The sequence below is a fragment of the Paenarthrobacter sp. 4246 genome (assembly GCF_040546855.1).
Taxonomy (GTDB): domain Bacteria; phylum Actinomycetota; class Actinomycetes; order Actinomycetales; family Micrococcaceae; genus Arthrobacter.
Map to the genome: position 1 here is coordinate 194,530 of NZ_JBEPOP010000005.1, position 17,087 is coordinate 211,616.

15 protein-coding genes are annotated in these 17,087 nt (G+C 62.4%); 5 read left to right on the top strand and 10 right to left on the bottom strand.

Annotation, left to right across the window (positions count from 1 at the left end; genetic code table 11):
- Nucleotides 1–6 precede the first annotated feature (6 nt).
- Complete coding sequence (locus ABIE35_RS11300) at nt 7–975, bottom strand: GlxA family transcriptional regulator (protein ID WP_354514947.1); 969 nt, start codon at nt 973–975, stop codon at nt 7–9.
- Nucleotides 976–1,056: 81 nt separating this feature from the next.
- On the opposite strand from ABIE35_RS11300, the gene ABIE35_RS11305 reads away from it, so the two are divergent.
- The 3 genes from ABIE35_RS11305 (at nt 1,057) to hrpA (ending at nt 6,380) form a co-directional block, all read left to right on the top strand.
- Nucleotides 1,057–1,227, top strand: a complete 171-nt coding sequence (locus ABIE35_RS11305; protein WP_198318235.1) for a hypothetical protein — start codon at nt 1,057–1,059, stop codon at nt 1,225–1,227.
- Between the two features lie 193 nt (nt 1,228–1,420).
- The gene (locus ABIE35_RS11310; RefSeq protein ID WP_354514949.1) at nt 1,421–2,413 is read left to right on the top strand and encodes a helix-turn-helix transcriptional regulator; all 993 of its coding nucleotides are present in this window, start codon (nt 1,421–1,423) and stop codon (nt 2,411–2,413) included.
- A gap of 13 nt (nt 2,414–2,426) precedes the next feature.
- On the top strand, nt 2,427–6,380 hold the full coding sequence (hrpA, locus tag ABIE35_RS11315; RefSeq protein ID WP_354514951.1) for an ATP-dependent RNA helicase HrpA: 3,954 nt from the start codon (nt 2,427–2,429) through the stop codon (nt 6,378–6,380).
- A gap of 61 nt (nt 6,381–6,441) precedes the next feature.
- On the opposite strand, the gene ABIE35_RS11320 is transcribed toward hrpA, so the two are convergent.
- From ABIE35_RS11320 to ABIE35_RS11330, 3 genes are read right to left on the bottom strand one after another with little or no spacing between them, the layout of a single operon-like run.
- Nucleotides 6,442–6,870: an HIT family protein gene (locus tag ABIE35_RS11320; RefSeq protein WP_354514953.1), complete on the bottom strand. Its 429-nt coding sequence runs from the start codon at nt 6,868–6,870 to the stop codon at nt 6,442–6,444.
- Nucleotides 6,867–8,015 carry an NAD(P)-dependent alcohol dehydrogenase gene (locus ABIE35_RS11325; RefSeq protein WP_354514955.1) on the bottom strand — a complete coding sequence of 383 codons (1,149 nt, stop codon included), beginning with the start codon at nt 8,013–8,015 and terminating at the stop codon, nt 6,867–6,869. The genes ABIE35_RS11320 and ABIE35_RS11325 overlap by 4 nt, the downstream gene beginning before the upstream one ends.
- The gene (locus ABIE35_RS11330) at nt 8,012–8,920 is read right to left on the bottom strand and encodes a sulfurtransferase (protein ID WP_354514957.1); all 909 of its coding nucleotides are present in this window, start codon (nt 8,918–8,920) and stop codon (nt 8,012–8,014) included. Before ABIE35_RS11330 ends, ABIE35_RS11325 begins: the two co-directional genes overlap by 4 nt.
- A gap of 71 nt (nt 8,921–8,991) precedes the next feature.
- Here ABIE35_RS11330 and cds1 point away from each other — a divergent pair, with 71 nt between their 5' ends.
- A complete protein-coding gene (cds1, locus tag ABIE35_RS11335) occupies nt 8,992–10,074 on the top strand; it encodes an L-cysteine desulfhydrase Cds1 (protein ID WP_354514958.1) in 1,083 nt (360 codons plus the stop codon).
- Here cds1 and ABIE35_RS11340 read toward each other — a convergent pair.
- Complete coding sequence (locus ABIE35_RS11340; RefSeq protein WP_354514960.1) at nt 10,071–10,724, bottom strand: MBL fold metallo-hydrolase; 654 nt, start codon at nt 10,722–10,724, stop codon at nt 10,071–10,073. The genes cds1 and ABIE35_RS11340 overlap by 4 nt on opposite strands.
- 94 nt (nt 10,725–10,818) lie before the next feature.
- Here ABIE35_RS11340 and ABIE35_RS11345 point away from each other — a divergent pair, with 94 nt between their 5' ends.
- Complete coding sequence (locus tag ABIE35_RS11345; RefSeq protein ID WP_354515219.1) at nt 10,819–11,286, top strand: Fur family transcriptional regulator; 468 nt, start codon at nt 10,819–10,821, stop codon at nt 11,284–11,286.
- Here ABIE35_RS11345 and ABIE35_RS11350 read toward each other — a convergent pair.
- The 5 genes from ABIE35_RS11350 to ABIE35_RS11370 form a co-directional block, all read right to left on the bottom strand.
- Nucleotides 11,283–12,173, bottom strand: a complete 891-nt coding sequence (locus tag ABIE35_RS11350; protein ID WP_089595564.1) for a metal ABC transporter permease — start codon at nt 12,171–12,173, stop codon at nt 11,283–11,285. The genes ABIE35_RS11345 and ABIE35_RS11350 overlap by 4 nt on opposite strands.
- Entirely contained in the window at nt 12,174–13,007 is an 834-nt protein-coding gene (locus ABIE35_RS11355) for a metal ABC transporter ATP-binding protein (protein ID WP_354514961.1), read from the bottom strand. It abuts the gene before it with no gap.
- A gap of 136 nt (nt 13,008–13,143) precedes the next feature.
- Nucleotides 13,144–14,145 (bottom strand): metal ABC transporter solute-binding protein, Zn/Mn family, encoded by a 1,002-nt coding sequence (locus tag ABIE35_RS11360; RefSeq protein ID WP_354514963.1) that lies wholly within the window; start codon nt 14,143–14,145, stop codon nt 13,144–13,146.
- Nucleotides 14,146–14,250: 105 nt separating this feature from the next.
- On the bottom strand, nt 14,251–15,321 hold the full coding sequence (locus ABIE35_RS11365; protein WP_354514965.1) for a hemolysin family protein: 1,071 nt from the start codon (nt 15,319–15,321) through the stop codon (nt 14,251–14,253).
- A complete protein-coding gene (locus tag ABIE35_RS11370) occupies nt 15,318–16,670 on the bottom strand; it encodes a hemolysin family protein (protein ID WP_354514967.1) in 1,353 nt (450 codons plus the stop codon). Before ABIE35_RS11370 ends, ABIE35_RS11365 begins: the two co-directional genes overlap by 4 nt.
- Nucleotides 16,671–17,087: the final 417 nt, after the last annotated feature.

The window sequence follows — 17,087 nt, forward strand, 5'->3', positions numbered from 1 at the left end:
GCGTCCCTAAATGGCCTCGGCCAACTGCCCACGGAACGCACGGCGATAACTCTGTGGGCTGGTATCGAGCACCTTGGTGAAATGGTGGCGGAGAAGCACGGAATGTCCGAACCCCGCTTCCCTGGCAATTTCGTCGATGTTCAGCTCCGTGGTCTCCAGGAGCTCCTGGGCCCTGAGCACCCGCTGCGAATTCAGCCAGGCAGCTGGAGTAGTTCCCGTCTCTGCCCTGAAGCGGCGGGCGAAGGTCCTCGGTGACATGTGGAGGCGGGCCGCCAGCTCGTTCACGCTGTGTTCCTCATCGAGGTGCTCAACCATCCACCGGAGGAGTGCCTCCATGGGCGCAGATCCACACCGGGGCATGGGCCGGTCAATAAACTGGGCCTGGCCGCCGTCCCGGTGCGGCGGAACCACCATGTCCCGGGCAATGGCGGCAGCTACGTTGGCTCCCAATTCGACGCGAACCAGGTGGAGGCAGGCGTCGATGCCGGCCGCAGTGCCTGCGCTGGTGATGATGGTTCCGTCCTGCACGTAGAGGACGTTCTCATCCACGATGGCCCCGGGGTACCGGCTGGACAGATCCTGTGAATAGTGCCAATGCGTGGTGCACCGCCGCCCTTCCAGCAATCCAGCACGGGCCAGCGCGTAGGCCCCGGAGCAGATGGACATCACCCACGCTCCCCGTGCGTGGGCTGCCCGCAGAGCCTCCATGACCGACTCGGGGACGTCCTTGTCCCGGCCGAAAGGCGCCATGATGACGAGGTCCGCGTCGGCGGCAGCTTCCAAGCCCAGGTTGACGTGGAGGGACAGCCCGGACTTCATGCGGATGTCCCCCGGCTCCGGCGCGCATACCCGGAAGTCGAAGGCCGGAACTCCGGCGCCCCGATCCGATCTGTCAATGCCGAACACTTCGAAAGCCGTGCCAAATTCGAAGATCGAGAAGTCGGGAACAACGATCACCGCCACTGATTTCAACATATCTCCAGTGTGGCAGAAAATTATCCAAATGGGGCATTTCTGCCACTGTTTCTTGACCTTCCACAGGAGCAGGCTGGAGGCATGGAAATCTTCGGAATCATCCTCTTCATAGTCCTCATCACCGCCGTCGCAGCCACTGTTTCAGCCCTGCTGAAGGATGGCCGCGGCCATAACCCTCCCATCCAGTCCAAGGAACCCTGGAGCGCTTTCGACGCTCCCAGTACCCCGTACTGGAACCCTCGCATCTACTAAGACATGCCGGGCCACTGCACACCTTCGTCAAAACCAACCCTGCCAGCCAACGCCGGCAACCCACGTTGTCCACCCGACGCCCACCCGTTCACGGAATTCTGCGCAGATTCCCCGAACGGCGGGCGTCCCTCTGTCTGCCGCAGGTGGTGGGACAGGCATCAATGCCGATGCCACATGGACTAGATTCACTTGCATGATCCAAACCTCTGCCCGCCTACTCCAGCTGTTGTCACTGTTGCAGGTGCGCCGGGAATGGACTGGTCCAGCTCTGGCGGACCGCATGGGAGTCACCGAACGGACCGTGCGCCGCGATGTCGACAAGCTCCGCAACCTGGGATATCCCATCCACGCATCCCCGGGCATCGCAGGCGGTTACCAATTGGGGGCCGGCGCGCAGCTGCCTCCTCTGCTGCTGGACGACAACGAAGCCCTGGCAGTTGCCCTGGGGTTGAACTCCGTAGCTGCGGGGCCTGTCGCCGGCATTGGCGAGGCCTCCGTTCGTGCCCTGGCAAAACTGGAACAAGTCTTGCCTTCCCGGCTGCGCCCGAAGTTCGCCATGCTGAAAGCAGCAGTGACCACCCTTCCCAGCAACGCGGCCACGGTTGATCCACAACAGCTGACGGTGGTTTCAGCCGCGATATCGGACCGGCGCCAGATCTCTTTTGACTACGTCAAGTCCGACGGCGAATCTGCACGTCGCCTCGTGGAACCCTACCGGCTGGTGGACACCGGCCGCCGATGGTACCTGGTGGCCTGGGACGTGGAACGGAAAGACTGGCGAACCTTCCGCGCGGATCGTTTTGCTTCCTTGCCGTCCGAACGCAAAAAGTACAGTCCCCGTCCCTTGCCTGCCGAAGACCTTGCAGCCTACGTGCAGCAGTCCATCACCCGTTCCCCGTACAGGTTCGACGTCGTGGTGCGGCTCCGCGCGCCGCTCGCGGAGGTGGCCGCCGTCGTCAGTTCGCAGTACGCGACGCTGACCGCTGACGGTCCGGCAGCAACCATCCTCCGTTCCGGGTGGGACAACCTTGCTGCACCGGCCGCCTATCTTGCCGCGCTGGACATGGACTTCGAGATCCTGGAACCGGAAGAATTCAGGTCATTCGCCCGCCACCTCTCCCACCGGCTCACCGCGGCGGCGGGGACTGTGACGGACACAGCGGACGGGGAACCGTGGCCACAGTAGACTGGCAGCAGCCATGACACTTCATATTTCCTACCCCGCTGAGCTGCCCGTATCCGAGCGCCGCGAGGATCTGATGGCGGCCATTGCCGCAAACCAGGTGACCATCATCGCCGGCGAGACCGGTTCCGGTAAGACCACCCAGATCCCCAAAATGTGCCTCGAACTTGGCCTTGGAGACAAGGGCCTGATCGGGCACACCCAGCCGCGCCGTCTGGCAGCCCGTACTGTCGCAGAACGCATTGCCTCGGAACTGGACGTAGAGATCGGCCAGGAGGTGGGCTTCCAGGTCCGCTTCACCGGTGAGGTCAGCGCGTCCACCAAGATCAAGCTGATGACCGACGGCATCCTCCTCGCGGAGATCCAAAGGGACAAGCTGCTGCGCAAATACAGCACCATCATCATCGATGAAGCCCATGAGCGCAGCCTCAACATCGACTTCATCCTGGGGTACATCAAACGCATCCTCCCCCAGCGCCCGGACCTCAAGATCATCATCACCTCGGCCACCATCGATCCCCAGCGCTTTGCCAAGCACTTCGGGAGCGAGGAAGACCCAGCGCCCATCATTGAAGTTTCCGGCCGGACATATCCGGTGGAAATCCGCTACCGGCCATTGTCCCAGCCTGCCGGCGGGGATGAGGACACCTCCGACGATGAACTGGAAGAAGACCGGGATCCCCTGGACGCGGTGTGCGACGCAGTGGACGAGCTCGCCAAGGAAGCTCCCGGCGATATCCTCATCTTCTTCTCCGGTGAACGCGAAATCCGCGACGCCGCCGAGGCCATCAACGGCCGCATCCAGAGCAACCGTCGCCTCGCCGGGACCGAAGTACTGCCGCTTTTTGCGCGGCTGAGCCTGCAGGAACAGCACCGGGTCTTCAATCCGGGGGGCAAACGGCGCATCATCCTGGCCACCAACGTTGCTGAAACGTCGCTGACCGTCCCGGGCATCAAGTACGTGATCGACACCGGCACCGCACGTATTTCGCGCTACTCCCACCGGACCAAGGTCCAGCGCCTGCCGATCGAGCGCGTCTCCCAGGCGTCGGCCAACCAACGCTCAGGACGTTGCGGGCGCGTGTCCGAAGGCATCGCCATCCGTTTGTACTCAGAGGAGGACTTTGAGTCGCGTCCGCTGTTCACGGACCCGGAAATCCTTCGAACCAACCTCGCCGCGGTCATCCTCCAGATGACCGCTATGGGCGTTGCCCGCAGCCCCAAGGACGTGGAGAACTTCCCCTTTGTGGAACCGCCGGATTCCAGGGCAATCAACGACGGCGTGACCCTCCTGCGCGAACTCGGTGCCTTGAGTTCGCCCAAGTCCACAGACGCAGGAGCGGGCGGCCGCAGCGGCAGCGGCCTCACCGCCGTGGGACAGAAGCTGGCCCAACTGCCGGTTGATCCCCGCCTCGGCCGAATGATCGTTGAGGCAGGCAAGCGTGGCTGCGTCCGCGAAGTCATGATCCTGGCCGCTGCGCTCACCATCCAGGACCCCCGGGAAAGGCCGACGGACAAGCAGCAGCTGGCCTCGGAAAAGCACGCACGCTTCCGCGATGAGATCTCGGACTTCACGGGCTTCCTCAACCTGTGGAACTACATCCAGGAAAAGCAACGCGAGCTGTCCTCCACCCAGTTCCGCAAGCTCTGCCGCAACGAGTTCATCAACTATCTGCGAGTCCGCGAGTGGCAGGACCTCTTCACCCAGCTACGGCAGCTGGCCAAGCCACTGGGCATCGCGCTGGACAACAAGCGTGAAGCCGATCCTGTGGGCAACTATGAGGGCATCCACATCAGCCTGCTCTCGGGGTTGCTGAGCCACATTGGGCTCCTTGATGAGCGCAAGCGCGAGTACGCCGGTGCGCGTGGCAGCCGCTTCGCCATCTTCCCCGGCTCGGCCTTGTTCAAGAAGTCTCCTGCTTATGTCATGGCCGCGGAACTGGTGGAAACCAGCCGCTTGTGGGCCAGGGTCGCCGCCAAGTTCGATCCCCTGTGGGCTGAACAGGTAGCTCCCGACCTGGTGAAACGGTCCTACAGCGAACCTCACTGGTCCTCGCGGCAAGGCGCCGTTATGGCCCACGAGAAGGTCACCCTTTACGGTGTCCCCATCATTCCCAACCGCAGGGTCAACTACGGACGGGTGGATCCCGAGCTCTCCCGCGAACTGTTCATCCGCCACGCACTGGTGGAGGGCGAATGGAAGACCCATCACAAGTTCTTCCACCGCAACCGTGCCCTGCTCCAGGAAATCGAAGAGCTCGAGACCCGCATGCGGCGCCGCGACATCCTGGTGGACGATCAAACGCTTTTCGAGTTTTACGACGCACGCGTGGGCAAGGAAGTGGTCTCCGAGAGGCACTTTGATAAGTGGTGGAAGGACGCCCGACAGGCCGATCCCGCACTGTTGGACTTCGACCAATCCCTGCTGATGAGTGAAGACGCAGATGCCTTGGACGACTCCGCCTATCCGAAGACCTGGCTGCACAAGGGCTTCGAGCTCCCCTTGAGCTACGAGTTCCATCCCGTGGCACCGGGGTCCGCGCCCAACCCATCTGACGGCGTCACCGCCGAGGTTCCTGTGCTGTTCCTCAACCAGCTGGACGACGCCCCATTCCGTTGGCAGATTCCGGGCCAGCGGGTAGAACTGGTCACCGCCCTGATCAAGTCGCTGCCCAAACAGGTGCGGAAGAACTTCGTCCCGGCCCCTGACGTGGCCCGGCAGGCAACCGCGGCACTGGAAACGGACTTTGACCCCGCGACCGATGAGCTGGAGCCTTCCTTGGAACTGGTGCTCCGCCGGCTCCGCGGACACGTCATTCCGCCCGGTTCCTGGAACTGGAATGCCGTGCCGCCGCATCTGCGCGTGAGTTTCAAGGTGGTGGACAGCAAGGGCAAAGTCCTGGACGAAGGCAAGGACCTCGCTGAACTCCAGGAAAAGCTTGCCCCCGCCACTCGCCGCGCCATCGCCGAATCGCTCGGCGCCACCCCTGCCACCACGGCACCGGCCAAGGCCGGCAAGGGTCCGGGAGCAACTGGCCTGGCGAATGGTCAAGGGGCTACTGCCAAGGCTTCGTCCACCGGAAGTCCCGATGGCGTTGTAGCTGAACGCAGCGGAATCACGGAGTGGGACTTCGGGACCGTGGAACGGCAAGTAACGCGCACCGTCAAGGGCCACGACGTCACCGGCTTCCCCGCGGTGGTTGATGAAGGCAAGTCCGTGGCCCTTCGGGTCTTCCAGACCAAGGCCGAACAGGAAGCCGCTATGCGTGGCGGCGTTATCAGGCTTCTGGCACTAAGGATTCCGCCTCCTGACCGCTACGTGCTGGAGCATCTCAGCAATGTGGAGAAGCTGACGTTCAGCCAGAATCCGCACGGATCTGTCAGTGCCCTGATCGCGGACTGCGCCCTGGCCGCCATCGACAAACTGACACCCCAGGACCTGCCGTGGAACAGGAAGTCCTTCGATGCGTTGTATGAAGTGGTCCGTGCGGAACTGATCGACACCGTGTTTGCGGTGACTGCCGTCGTCGAACGTGTTCTGGCTAGTACGCGGCGCATCCAAAAGGCACTGAAGTCCAACGCCAGCCTGCCGCTGATCAGCGCCCTCAACGACATGAAGTCCCAGCTGGAGCAGTTGGTCTTCCCGGGCTTTGTGGCACAGACGGGCTACGCACAGCTCAGCCAGTTGCCGCGATACTTGCAGGCGATCGAGAAGCGGCTGGAAAAGCTCCCCGGCAACGTGCAGCGGGACGGCTTGAACATGGCGATCGTGCAAGCGCTGGAGGATGACTATGACGACGCCGTGTCCGCCCTCCTCCCCGGACGCCGCGCGGGCACAGAGTTAACACGGGTGCGCTGGATGATCGAAGAACTGCGGGTCAGCCTCTTCGCCGTAGAACTCGGAACCGCCTACTCCGTCTCGGAGAAACGCATCCGTACGGTGCTGAACCAGGCGCTCGCCCCGGCCTAGCATCGATCAAAAAACCCGGCGGCGCTGATTCAGCACCGCCGGGTTAACGTTGTTGAAGGTCTTAGTCCTGCGGAACAGCATCGCCATGCCCTGCCGAACGCAAGGCAGCACGAAGCTTCACGGCCGTGGCATCCATGACGGCGGGATCCGGATTGTGGTCCACGTTGTGGATCTCGAAGTCTGCAGTGGAATAGGCCGGCCACACGTGGACATGCAAGTGGTCCACCTCAAAGCCTTCCATCAGGACGCCTACTCTTTTGGCGTCAAACAGGTCCTCCTGGACCTTTCCGATGCTTTGCGCAACATCCATGACCTTTGCCAGAAGTTCGGGACGCGCGTGGGTCCATGAATCTACTTCTTCACGCGGCACCACCAGCGTGTGCCCTTGCGTCAGCGGTGCAATAGTCAGGAAAGCCACCACTTCGGCGTCCTTCCAGACGAAGCGGCCCGGAATCTCCCCGTTGATGATTTTGGTGAACAGTGTGCTCATGCGTCTGCCCTTTCGGATGGGTCCTGGAGTGTTGAGGTGTCCAGCACGAAACGGTACTTCACATCACCGGCCACCATGCGGTCGTAGGCCTCGTTCAGCTGGTCGGCCCGTACCATTTCGATGTCGCTGGCAACACCGTGTTCCGCACAGAAGTCCAGCATTTCCTGAGTTTCCTCGATGCCGCCAATCAACGAGCCTGCATAGGCGAGCCGGCGGCGGATGAGCAGTCCGGGGCTGACCGGCGGCATCTCATCCGAGGGCAGGCCCAGCTGGAAGAGCGCCCCGTCCAGGCGAAGCGTGCGGAAGTAGGGGTTGAGATCGTGCGGTGCAGCAACAGTGTCAATAATGACGTCGATGCTCCTGTTGGCCGCTTCCATGGCATCGGCATCCTTGGACAGGACCACGTGGTCGGCGCCCAGCTCCCGGGCAGCGTCAAACTTGGATTCAGAGGTGGTGAAAACTGTCACTTCCGCCCCCATGGCCTTGGCGATCTTTACGGCCATATGTCCCAGGCCACCCAAGCCCACCACGCCCACGGCGTCGCCTTCTTCCACATCGAAATACCGCAGCGGAGAGTATGTGGTGATCCCGGCACACAGCAAAGGGGCTGCCGCTGCCGGTTCAAGGGCGTCGGGAACACGCAGCACGAAACGCCGGTCCACCACTACAGACGTCGAGTAGCCGCCTTGGGTGATGGCGTCACCGTGACGGGGGTCTGCGGCCCCATACGTGCCGATGTTGCCCCGCTCGCAGTACTGCTCCAGTCCGTCAAGGCAGCTCTCGCATTCGCGGCAGGAGTCCACCATGCAGCCGACACCGACGTGGTCGCCCGGCGTGAATTCCTTCACGGCGGAGCCCACGCGGGTTACCCGGCCAACAATTTCATGACCTGGAACCAGAGGGTACGGAGGAACCCGCCATTCACCGCGCGTCGCGTGGACGTCGGAGTGGCACAGCCCGCAAAACTCAATCGCGATCTCTACGTCATCTGCGGTGGGTGCCCGCCTCGAAAGGGTCAGTGGCACCAAGCCGCTGTCCGGGGACGTGGCACCGTACGCAGCAACCAGGGTGGTGCTTACGGTTTCACCGGTGTCCAGGGTGATGGGTTTGGCAAGGGGCGGGGGCACGGGGCGTCCTGGAGTCATGATCCGACGCTACTCCCGGCAGCGGCGCTTCTGCCACTCGGTCCCACGCCGTCGCCAGAGCCTTCATTCGACGGCTCACTGCCCACGGCCACCGGGTTGTCGGGGTTGTTGGACCACTGCGAGAAGGACCCCGGGTACAGGGCGGCGTCGTATCCGGCGATGTGCAGCGCCACGATTTCATGGCTCGCTGTGACGCCGGATCCACAATAGACCGCCACAGGGGACGAGCCATCCACGCCCAACGCTTCGAAACGGCGGCGAAGCTCTTGGGCCGGCAGGAACGTTCCGTCGGCTGCGAGGTTCTCTGTGGTGGGAGCGCTCACGGCTCCGGGGATGTGCCCTGCCCGCGGATCAATCGGCTCTGTTTCGCCCCGGTAGCGCTCCCCCGCCCGGGCATCAAGCAGAACTCCGCCCTGGTGCCACTGTGCGGCTTGGGCTTCGTCGATTGCCGGCAGGCCTCCCTCGCCCAGGGAAACACTTCCGACGACGGGCCTTACCTCACCTGTCTCCACCGGGTGACCGCCGGCTCGCCAGGCGGCGAGGCCGCCGTCGAGCAGGTAGACAGATTCCAAGCCCGCATTTCGCAGCATCCACCAAACGCGGGCCGCGGCCATGCCACCGCTGTTGTCGTACGCAACCACGGTATCGCCGTCGTTGATGCCCCATTGCCGGGCCGCGCCCTGGAACCGTTGGGTGGATGGCAGCGGATGCCGGCCATGGCCGGGCTGCGCATGGTCGGCAAGCTCTGTGGGGAGGTCCACGAACACCGCGCCGGGAAGGTGCCCCGCCAGGTACTCGCTGTGCCCGTCCGTCCGGCCGAGCACCCAGCGGACATCCAGAAGCACTGTCCGCTCACCTGAATCGAGGCGATTGCGCAGTTCGGGGGGACTCATCAGCGTGGACATCTTTTCTCCTTCATTCCTGCGGCATGGGCTCTGTTGCTGCCGGCGCCCGGTTTCCAGCCTAGGCTTATCCGGTGAGCAATTCATGCATTCAGGACAGGGCGTGGGCCAGCGAGGCCATCCGCAAAATCGAGGCCGAGAACAACCGTTCGGCGGACACGCACCTTTATGCGGTCCCACTCCCGGACCATTGGGGCGTCCAGCTGTACCTGAAGGACGAATCGACGCACCGCTCCGGCAGCCTCAAGCACCGCCTTGCACGGTCCTTGTTCCTATACGGCCTGGTCAACGGCTGGATCACTGAGGACACCACCATCGTTGAGGCCTCAAGCGGCAGCACGGCGGTCTCCGAGGCCTATTTTGCCCGGCTTATCGGACTGCCTTTCATAGCGGTGATGACAAAAACCACCAGCCCGGAAAAAATCGCCCTGATCGAGGAATTCGGTGGTGCCTGCCTGCTGGTGGACCACGCCTCCGAGGTGTATGCGGTGGCCGAAGAGACCGCGAAAACCTCCGGCGGTTACTACATGGACCAATTCACGCACGCAGAACGCGCCACGGACTGGCGGGGCAACAACAACATCGCCGAGTCGATTTTCGACCAACTCGCACTTGAGGAACACCCTGTCCCGGAGTGGATAGTCGTAGGAGCGGGCACCGGTGGAACCAGCGCCACCATTGGCCGCTATCTTCGGTACAACCGCTACTCAACCCTCCTTGCCGTGGTGGACCCGGAAAACTCGGCCTTCTACCCCGCATGGCGCGACGGAGACGCCGCTGCGGCAACAGGCCAGCCATCCAGGATCGAAGGCATTGGCCGGCCACGATCCGAGCCGAGTTTCGTGCCCGCGGTCATCGACCACATGATCCAGGTGCCGGATGCCGCCTCGGTGGCGGCCATGCGCCACCTCCGGAAGCTCACAGGACTGCATGCCGGGCCCTCCACCGGGACCAACCTGTGGGGCGTGTGGCAATTGGTGGCCCGGATGGTCGCCGAGGGTCGACGGGGCAGCATCGTGTCGCTGATGTGCGACGGCGGCGACCGCTATGCGGGCAGCTACTACGACGCCGGGTGGCTTGCGGCGAAGGGGCTGGACCCCGCACCGCACGAGGCAGTACTGGAGCGGTTCCACCGCACAGGGGTGTGGACCGGCTAGACCTCTACCGAGTCGCGTGGTGCAAGACGCTGATAGCTGGTCCCGTAGCGGGCGCCGATACGGGTCACGTGGCCTTCCACAATGCCCCGTCCCCGTTCGTTAAGCAGGGCGTCATGGACCGGGAACGCCCGGGGAGCACGGACCGAGATCACGAAATCGATAACCTCCCCCACCTTTGACCATGGGGCATGGATGGGCACCAGAAGGGTCTTGACGTCAATCCCGTCCGGGACCACGAAAGAGTCCCCGGGGTGGAACACGTTGTCATCGATCAGGTACCCGATATTGGCCACCACCGGGATCTGTGCATGGATCACTGCGTGCTGGCCGCCAAACGTGCGCACGCTGAACCCTGCGGCGTCGAAGCTGGAGCCCGGCTCAGCCGTGTGGACGCGGACTGCGACGTCGGTTTCCTCCCGCAGGGCTGCGGCAACCCCGGCGGGGGCATGGACCTCAAGCCCGGCGTTGCTCCGGAGCGCGGACACCAAGGCGGGCCGGTCGATGTGGTCATTGTGCTCGTGTGTAATGAGGACGGCATGGGCGCCGGTCAACGCTTCCCCGGACTCGGAGAATGTCCCGGGATCGATGACCAGAACGTTCCCATCTTTCTCCAACCGGACACAGGCGTGGGTGTATTTGGTGAGCAACATGACCAAAGCCTAGGACCACGCGGTGACAGTTTCCAAGCCTGTCCTGCTGGTAAAATTGGGCTTTGCCAGCATCCCCAGGGAAGTGAGTCCTTCAATGCCACACGGCACCAATTCCGCCACGACCGGCCCCTCGGCGCCGGCCAGCAGCGGCGTCAAGGAGCAGCGCGTTACCAAGCAGCGCTTGGCCGTCAGCGCCGCACTGGACGAATTGGATGACTTCGTCAGCACCCAGGAGCTGTACCGCCTGCTGCAAAACAAGGGCATTTCGGTGTCCCTGGCCACCGCATACCGCATCCTTCAGTCGTTGGCCGACGACGGACTTATTGATGTCCTCCGCAACGGTGAAGGTGAAGCGGTCTACCGCCGCTGCAACGTCACCGGCCACCACCACCACCTGCTGTGCCGCAATTGCGGCAAGGCAGTTGAAGTGGAGGCGCCCGCCGTCGAGACGTGGGCAGCACGAACGGCGTCGGAACATGGCTTCACTGAGGTGGCCCACACCGTGGAAATCTTCGGGCTGTGCCCCGAATGCACTGCGAAGAAGGCAGCCGGGACTCTCTAGAGGGCGCCTGCCGGCTGGTCCCGCGACACCCTGCCATTGAGGCCCCTGTTGGCCCTGACCCGTCCAATCACCCTGCACACCACGTAGATCAGGAATGACAGCGTGGTGACGTACGGGCTGATGGGAATCCGGCTGCCGAGGGCCAGCAGGATTCCGCCGACGGTAGCCGTCATAGCGAAAACCACGCTCAGCACTACCACCAGCCGGGGTGAGGTGGTCACCCTAAGCGCAGCTGCTGCCGGCGTAATCAGCAACGCGAGGACCAGCAGGGCGCCAACTATCTGGATGGACAGCGCAACGCTGACACCCAGCAGCACCATGAAGCCAATGGCCAGGCCACGAACCGGAACACCCCTTGCTTCCGCCATTTCAGGGTCTACGCTGGCAAAGCTCAGCGGCCGCCAGATTGCCGCCAGGGCGATCATCACCACCACTGCAGTTCCTGCAAGAACCTGCAGCTGCACGGTGTCCACTGAAACAATCTGACCGGTCAACAGTCCGAACTTGTTGGCCGCGCGGCCCTCATAGAGTGCCAGGAAAAGGATTCCCAGCCCCAGGCCGAACGGCATGATGACACCGATGATGGAGTTCTTGTCCCGTGCCCGGACGCCCATGAAGCCCAGCAACACAGCGGCAGCCACTGAGCCGACCAAGGAGCCAAAGATGATGTCGGCGCCGATCAGCAAGGCAAAAGCAGCGCCGGCAAAGGACAGTTCAGAAATGCCGTGGACAGCGAAAGCCAGGTCCCGCTTCATCACGAACGTGCCCACCAACCCGCCCAGCAGCCCCAGCACGGCTCCAGCCCAGATGGAGTTCTGGACGAGGACCAGCAACTCGCCGTAGTTCTCGAAGTTGAAAATGGTCTGCAGAATGGTGTCGAGGTCCATCTAGAACTCCTCCCCGGCGGTTGCATGGGCATCGTCATGGAAGTGCGTCGTTGCGTCAGGAAGACCGACGACGACGATCCTTCCGTTGGCGTGGATAACCTCCACATGGCTGTTGTACAGCTCCGAAAGGACTTCCGTGGTCATGACTTCCTGGGGCGTACCCACACGGAATTGGCCGCCGGCAAGGTAGAGGACCCGGTCAACGTAGTCGATCACCGGATTGATCTCGTGGGTCACGAAAACCACTGCACTGTTCCGCTCATGGCATTGCTTGTTGATCAGCGAGCTGACGCCCTGCTGGTGGTGCAGATCCAGGGAAAGGAGCGGTTCGTCGCACAGCAGGACCTGCGGCTCCGTGGCCAGTGCTTGTGCAACCCTGAGCCGTTGCTGCTCGCCCCCGGACAGTTGCCCCACGGGCACCTTCGCGTAGTCGGAAGCCCCCACCAGCTCGAGTAGTTCGTCAATCCTCGGGTTGACCTTGCCGGCCGAGAGCCGCATGCCCCACCTGTGCCCGTCGATCCCCAAGCCCACCAGGTCCCGTGCGCGCAAGGGTGTGTCTGGAGCAAACGACTTTTGCTGCGGGATGTAGCCGATCCGCTTGCTGCCTCGCTCCACCGGATGGCCCCCCAGGGAGACAGTCCCTGAATGCAGTTCCTGCAGCCCAAGGAGAACCTTCAGGAAGCTGGTCTTGCCGCTGCCGTTGGGACCCAGGACAGCGAAGAACTCGCCGGGATTGATGTCGAGGTCGAGATCCCGCCAGAGCGCCCTCTTGCCGAACTGAAGGCTCGCTCCACGGAGGCTCACTACCGGTGTCAAAAGTTGTCCTCGATCCATGCGTCGCTGGGGACGCAGTCAGTGGTGCCGCTGGCATTCGCGGCCGTGCTGGTGGCAGGCAAAAGGCCCCGCAGCCATCCTCAATATCTTAGGACGTTGGCAGGGCCCTTCACCGCATACCGGGTGTCGGGAAATGCTACTTCCTGAGTGCAGAAGAGACCGACTCCACGTTGTCGGACATCCACTGGACGTAATCCTTGCCATCAGGCAGTGTCTCGGTGAAGTTCACCACTGGCACGCCCGCAGCTTCCGCGGCCCGCTTGACGGATTCAGTCTGCGGCCCTTCGGTCTGCTCGTTGTACGCCAGGAACCGCACGGATTTGGCAGTGACCAGGTCCGTGGTTTCCTTCAATACGGCGGCCGGGACATCTGTTTCCTCTTCAATGGCAGCGCTGTAAGCCTCCGGAGTCTTGTTTTCCAGGCCCGCAGCTTCCAGCAGGTACAAGGGCACGGGCTCCGTGACAGCTACCGGCGCATGGTCGTTTGCGGCCTTGACGGCGTCGAGTTTTCCGGTGAGGTCGGCGAGTTTGGTTTTGAAGGCTTCGGCATTGGCTGTGAAGGTCGCGGCCGATCCCGCATCAAGGCTGCCAAGCTTGGCAGCAACTGCATCGGCGAGCTTGCCCATGGTGTCCAAGCTGTACCAGACGTGCTCATTGAACTCGCCGTGGTTGTGGGTGTGGCCTTCTTCGCCGTGGGATTCCCCGCTGTGGGCTTCTTCTTCGGGGGCGAGCCCGGAGATTTCCACGGCGCTGATCATGTTCTCGTGGCCAACCTTGGTCTCATCAGCAATTTTGTGGAGGAACTCGTCATAGCCTCCGCCGTTCTCCACCACGAGCTTGGCCTTGGAAATGACCAGCTTGTCCTGGGCGCTTGCCTCATAGGAGTGCGGGTCCTGGCTGGTCTTGGTGATGATGGCGTTCACATTGACTTTGTCCCCGCCAATTGCCTTCACAACATCGCCGTAGACATTCGTCGAGGTGACTACTTCAATGGCACCTGACGACGACGATTCGTTTGCCCCTGCTGTCCCCGCGCAGGAAGAAAGAAACAGGGCGGCAAGGGCTGCGGAAGCGGCCATGGACAGGCGGGCGGCGGAACGACGCACGAGAACCTCGGATCTACTCAAAATGAGAATCAAACACAATTACTGGCAGACTCAAGTGTAGCTCTAAATGGGAATGATTCCTATTTAGAGCGAACCGGCGCCGATCACGTGCGATCGGCGCCGGCCCTTTCCGCGGTGTTACTTGACCTGTTGATCTCCGTAGCGGCGGATACCGGTCGCCTGCGTAGCGTCGCGGATCTCACCAACCAACTGTTCAATGACGTCCTCCAGGAAGAGGACGCCCTGGGTCTCGCCGTCGGCGCCAATGACACGGGCCAGGTGCGATCCTGTCCGTTGCATCACGGACATGGCCTGCTCGATTTCGTCGTCCGGCGCAAGGTTGGCAAACGAGCGGATCCGCCCTTCGGCAATGGGATGCCTGCGACCCTCGTCCGGGATGGACAGGACGTCCTTCACGTGCAGGTAGCCGGCGAGTTCGCCGTCGTCGTCCACCATAGGGAAACGGGAGAATCCAGTGCGGCTGACCGCCTTTTCCAGGTCCACCGGAGTAGAGGCAGTCTTGAGCACCACCAATTTGTCCAAGGGAACCATGATGTGCGAGGCCGTGTGCTCCGAGAACTCCAGTGCACCGCTCAACAAGCCAGTTTCGTCGTCCACCAAGCCATGGCGCGTGGACTCCTGGACGATCGACTGCACTTCCTCAAGCGTGAACGAGGAGGACACCTCGTCCTTTGGCTCGATCTTCATCAACCGCAGGATGTGGTTGGCCAGCCAGTTCAGGGTCCAGATGATGGGGTTCACCAGGCGTGCAATGAACATCAACGGCGGGGCCAACAGCAGTGCGGCCTTATCGGCCACGGAAACCGAGATGTTCTTGGGAACCATCTCGCCAAAAGTGACATGCAGGAACGTGACGGACAGCAAGGCGATCGCAAAGGCGATGATGTCCGCCAGCTCAACCGGAACGCCCACCAGCTCAAGGGGCTCGGCCAACAAGTGATGGATGGCTGGTTCGGCAACCTGAAGGATCAACAGGGAACAGACGGTGATGCCCAGTTGAGCACAGGCAAGCATCAACGAAACGTTCTCCATGGCGCGCAATGTTGTCTGCGCGCGCTTTGATCCGGCTTCGGCCAAGGGCTCGATCTGGCTGCGCCGAGCAGACATGACAGCAAACTCGGCACCGACGAAGAAAGCGTTGCCGATCAGGAGAACCACGAGCCAGACAATTCCTACCCAGTCGCTCATACGGCCCCCGCTTCATGACGCGGATTCTCTGCGTCCTCCGGAGTGGACTCATCCGACTCCACATGATGGAAACAGATCCGGTCGATCCTTCGACCATCCATCCTGGTCACCGTGAGCGTCCCGCCTACCGTGTCCACGACGTCGCCCGTCCTGGCAATGCGACCCAACTGGCTCATGACGTAGCCGCCCACAGTCTCATACGCAGACTCGTCAGGCACTGTGAGGTTGGGTATCTGCTCGGAAACCTCATCCGGCCGCAAGAGCCCCGGGAAGTACCAGTCGCCGGACGCGCTCTGCAGCACTCCCGGGCGGACCTTATCGTGCTCGTCAGCGACCTCACCGACAATCTCTTCCACAAGGTCCTCGAGGGTGGTGATTCCTGCGGTTCCGCCGTACTCGTCCAGCACCACGGCCAACTGCAGGTTGCCCTCGCGCAACTCGGAAAGCAGCGCATCCAGGTGGATGGTTTCGGGAACCTGCAGGACATCGGTCATGATCGCACCGGCCTCAAGCTTGGCCCGGCGCTCTGCCGGGACAGCCACGGCTTTCTTGACGTGCACCACGCCGCGGATGTCGTCCGTGGAATCACCGATAACGGGGAACCGCGAATATCCGGTGCGCCGTGCGGCGTCGAGGATGTCGGACACAGGCTGGTCGGCATCGATCGTTTCCATGCGGATACGCGGTGTCATGACGTCTGCTGCCGTGCGCCCGGAGAAGTTCAGGGTGCGGGCAACAAAGTTGGCGGTCCCGGCGTCCAAAGTCCCCAGCTCAGCGGAGCGCCTCACCAAGGAGGCCAGCTCTGCGGGGGTCCTTGCCCCGGAGATCTCTTCCTTGGCTTCAAGGCCGAACAGATTCAGCACTTTGTTCGAGAACCCGTTAAGAACCACGATGGCAGGCTTGAAAACGGCCGTGAACATCAGCTGGGGGCGGGCAAGGCGTTTGCCCAGAGGGAACGCAAGGGCGATAGCCATGTTCTTGGGTACCAATTCGCCGATCAGCATCGACAAGAGGGTGGCGACAGCCATCGCCAGGATCAAAGCCACTGAATGGGCTGCATCCGGGCCAAGTCCCAGGGACGCAAGCGGCCCCCCAAGAAGTTGCCCCAAGGAGGGTTCCATGACGAAGCCTGTCAGCAGCGTGGTCAGGGTGATCCCGAGCTGGCAACTGGAAAGCTGCGTGGACAGCGATTTAAGGCACCTGAGCAGCGGGGCGGCAGCATGATCGCCGTTGTCAACCGCACGCTGAACGCTGGCTTGGTCCAACGCAACCAGGGAAAACTCAACTGCTACAAAGAAGCCGGTACCCAGGATCAAGGCAAAGCCGGCTAGGAGAAGAATCCATTCCACTTAGCGCATCACTCCATGAGTGGGCGCGTGCAATGGGGAGGGTGCCTTCAGCGCGGGGATTCGCCCCGGCGGAGGCTGGTCGGGTCCCGCGGACGCATGGTCCGAGGAACCACCGGCTCTGAGCACCGGCGCGTGATGGGCATGTGAACGGGTATTGCCGGCTCGACGGGCGCGCTGTGCGGAGTTGCCAGATTGGCTCCCCCGACAGTTCCCAGGCCGGCACCTAGATTTACTGTCCATAAGACTTTCAGTCTACATTCCAGCCCCCGGGCACCTCCAACAGCAGGCCAGCCTCTGCGACAAAAAAGGAGTGGCAGCCCACTAAGTCAGCCGCAACATGATTTAGGTCACCACTATTGGCAGTTAACCAACGATCCTAACTAGACTGTCAGGGGTCTGAGTTCGCGGGACCCGGAC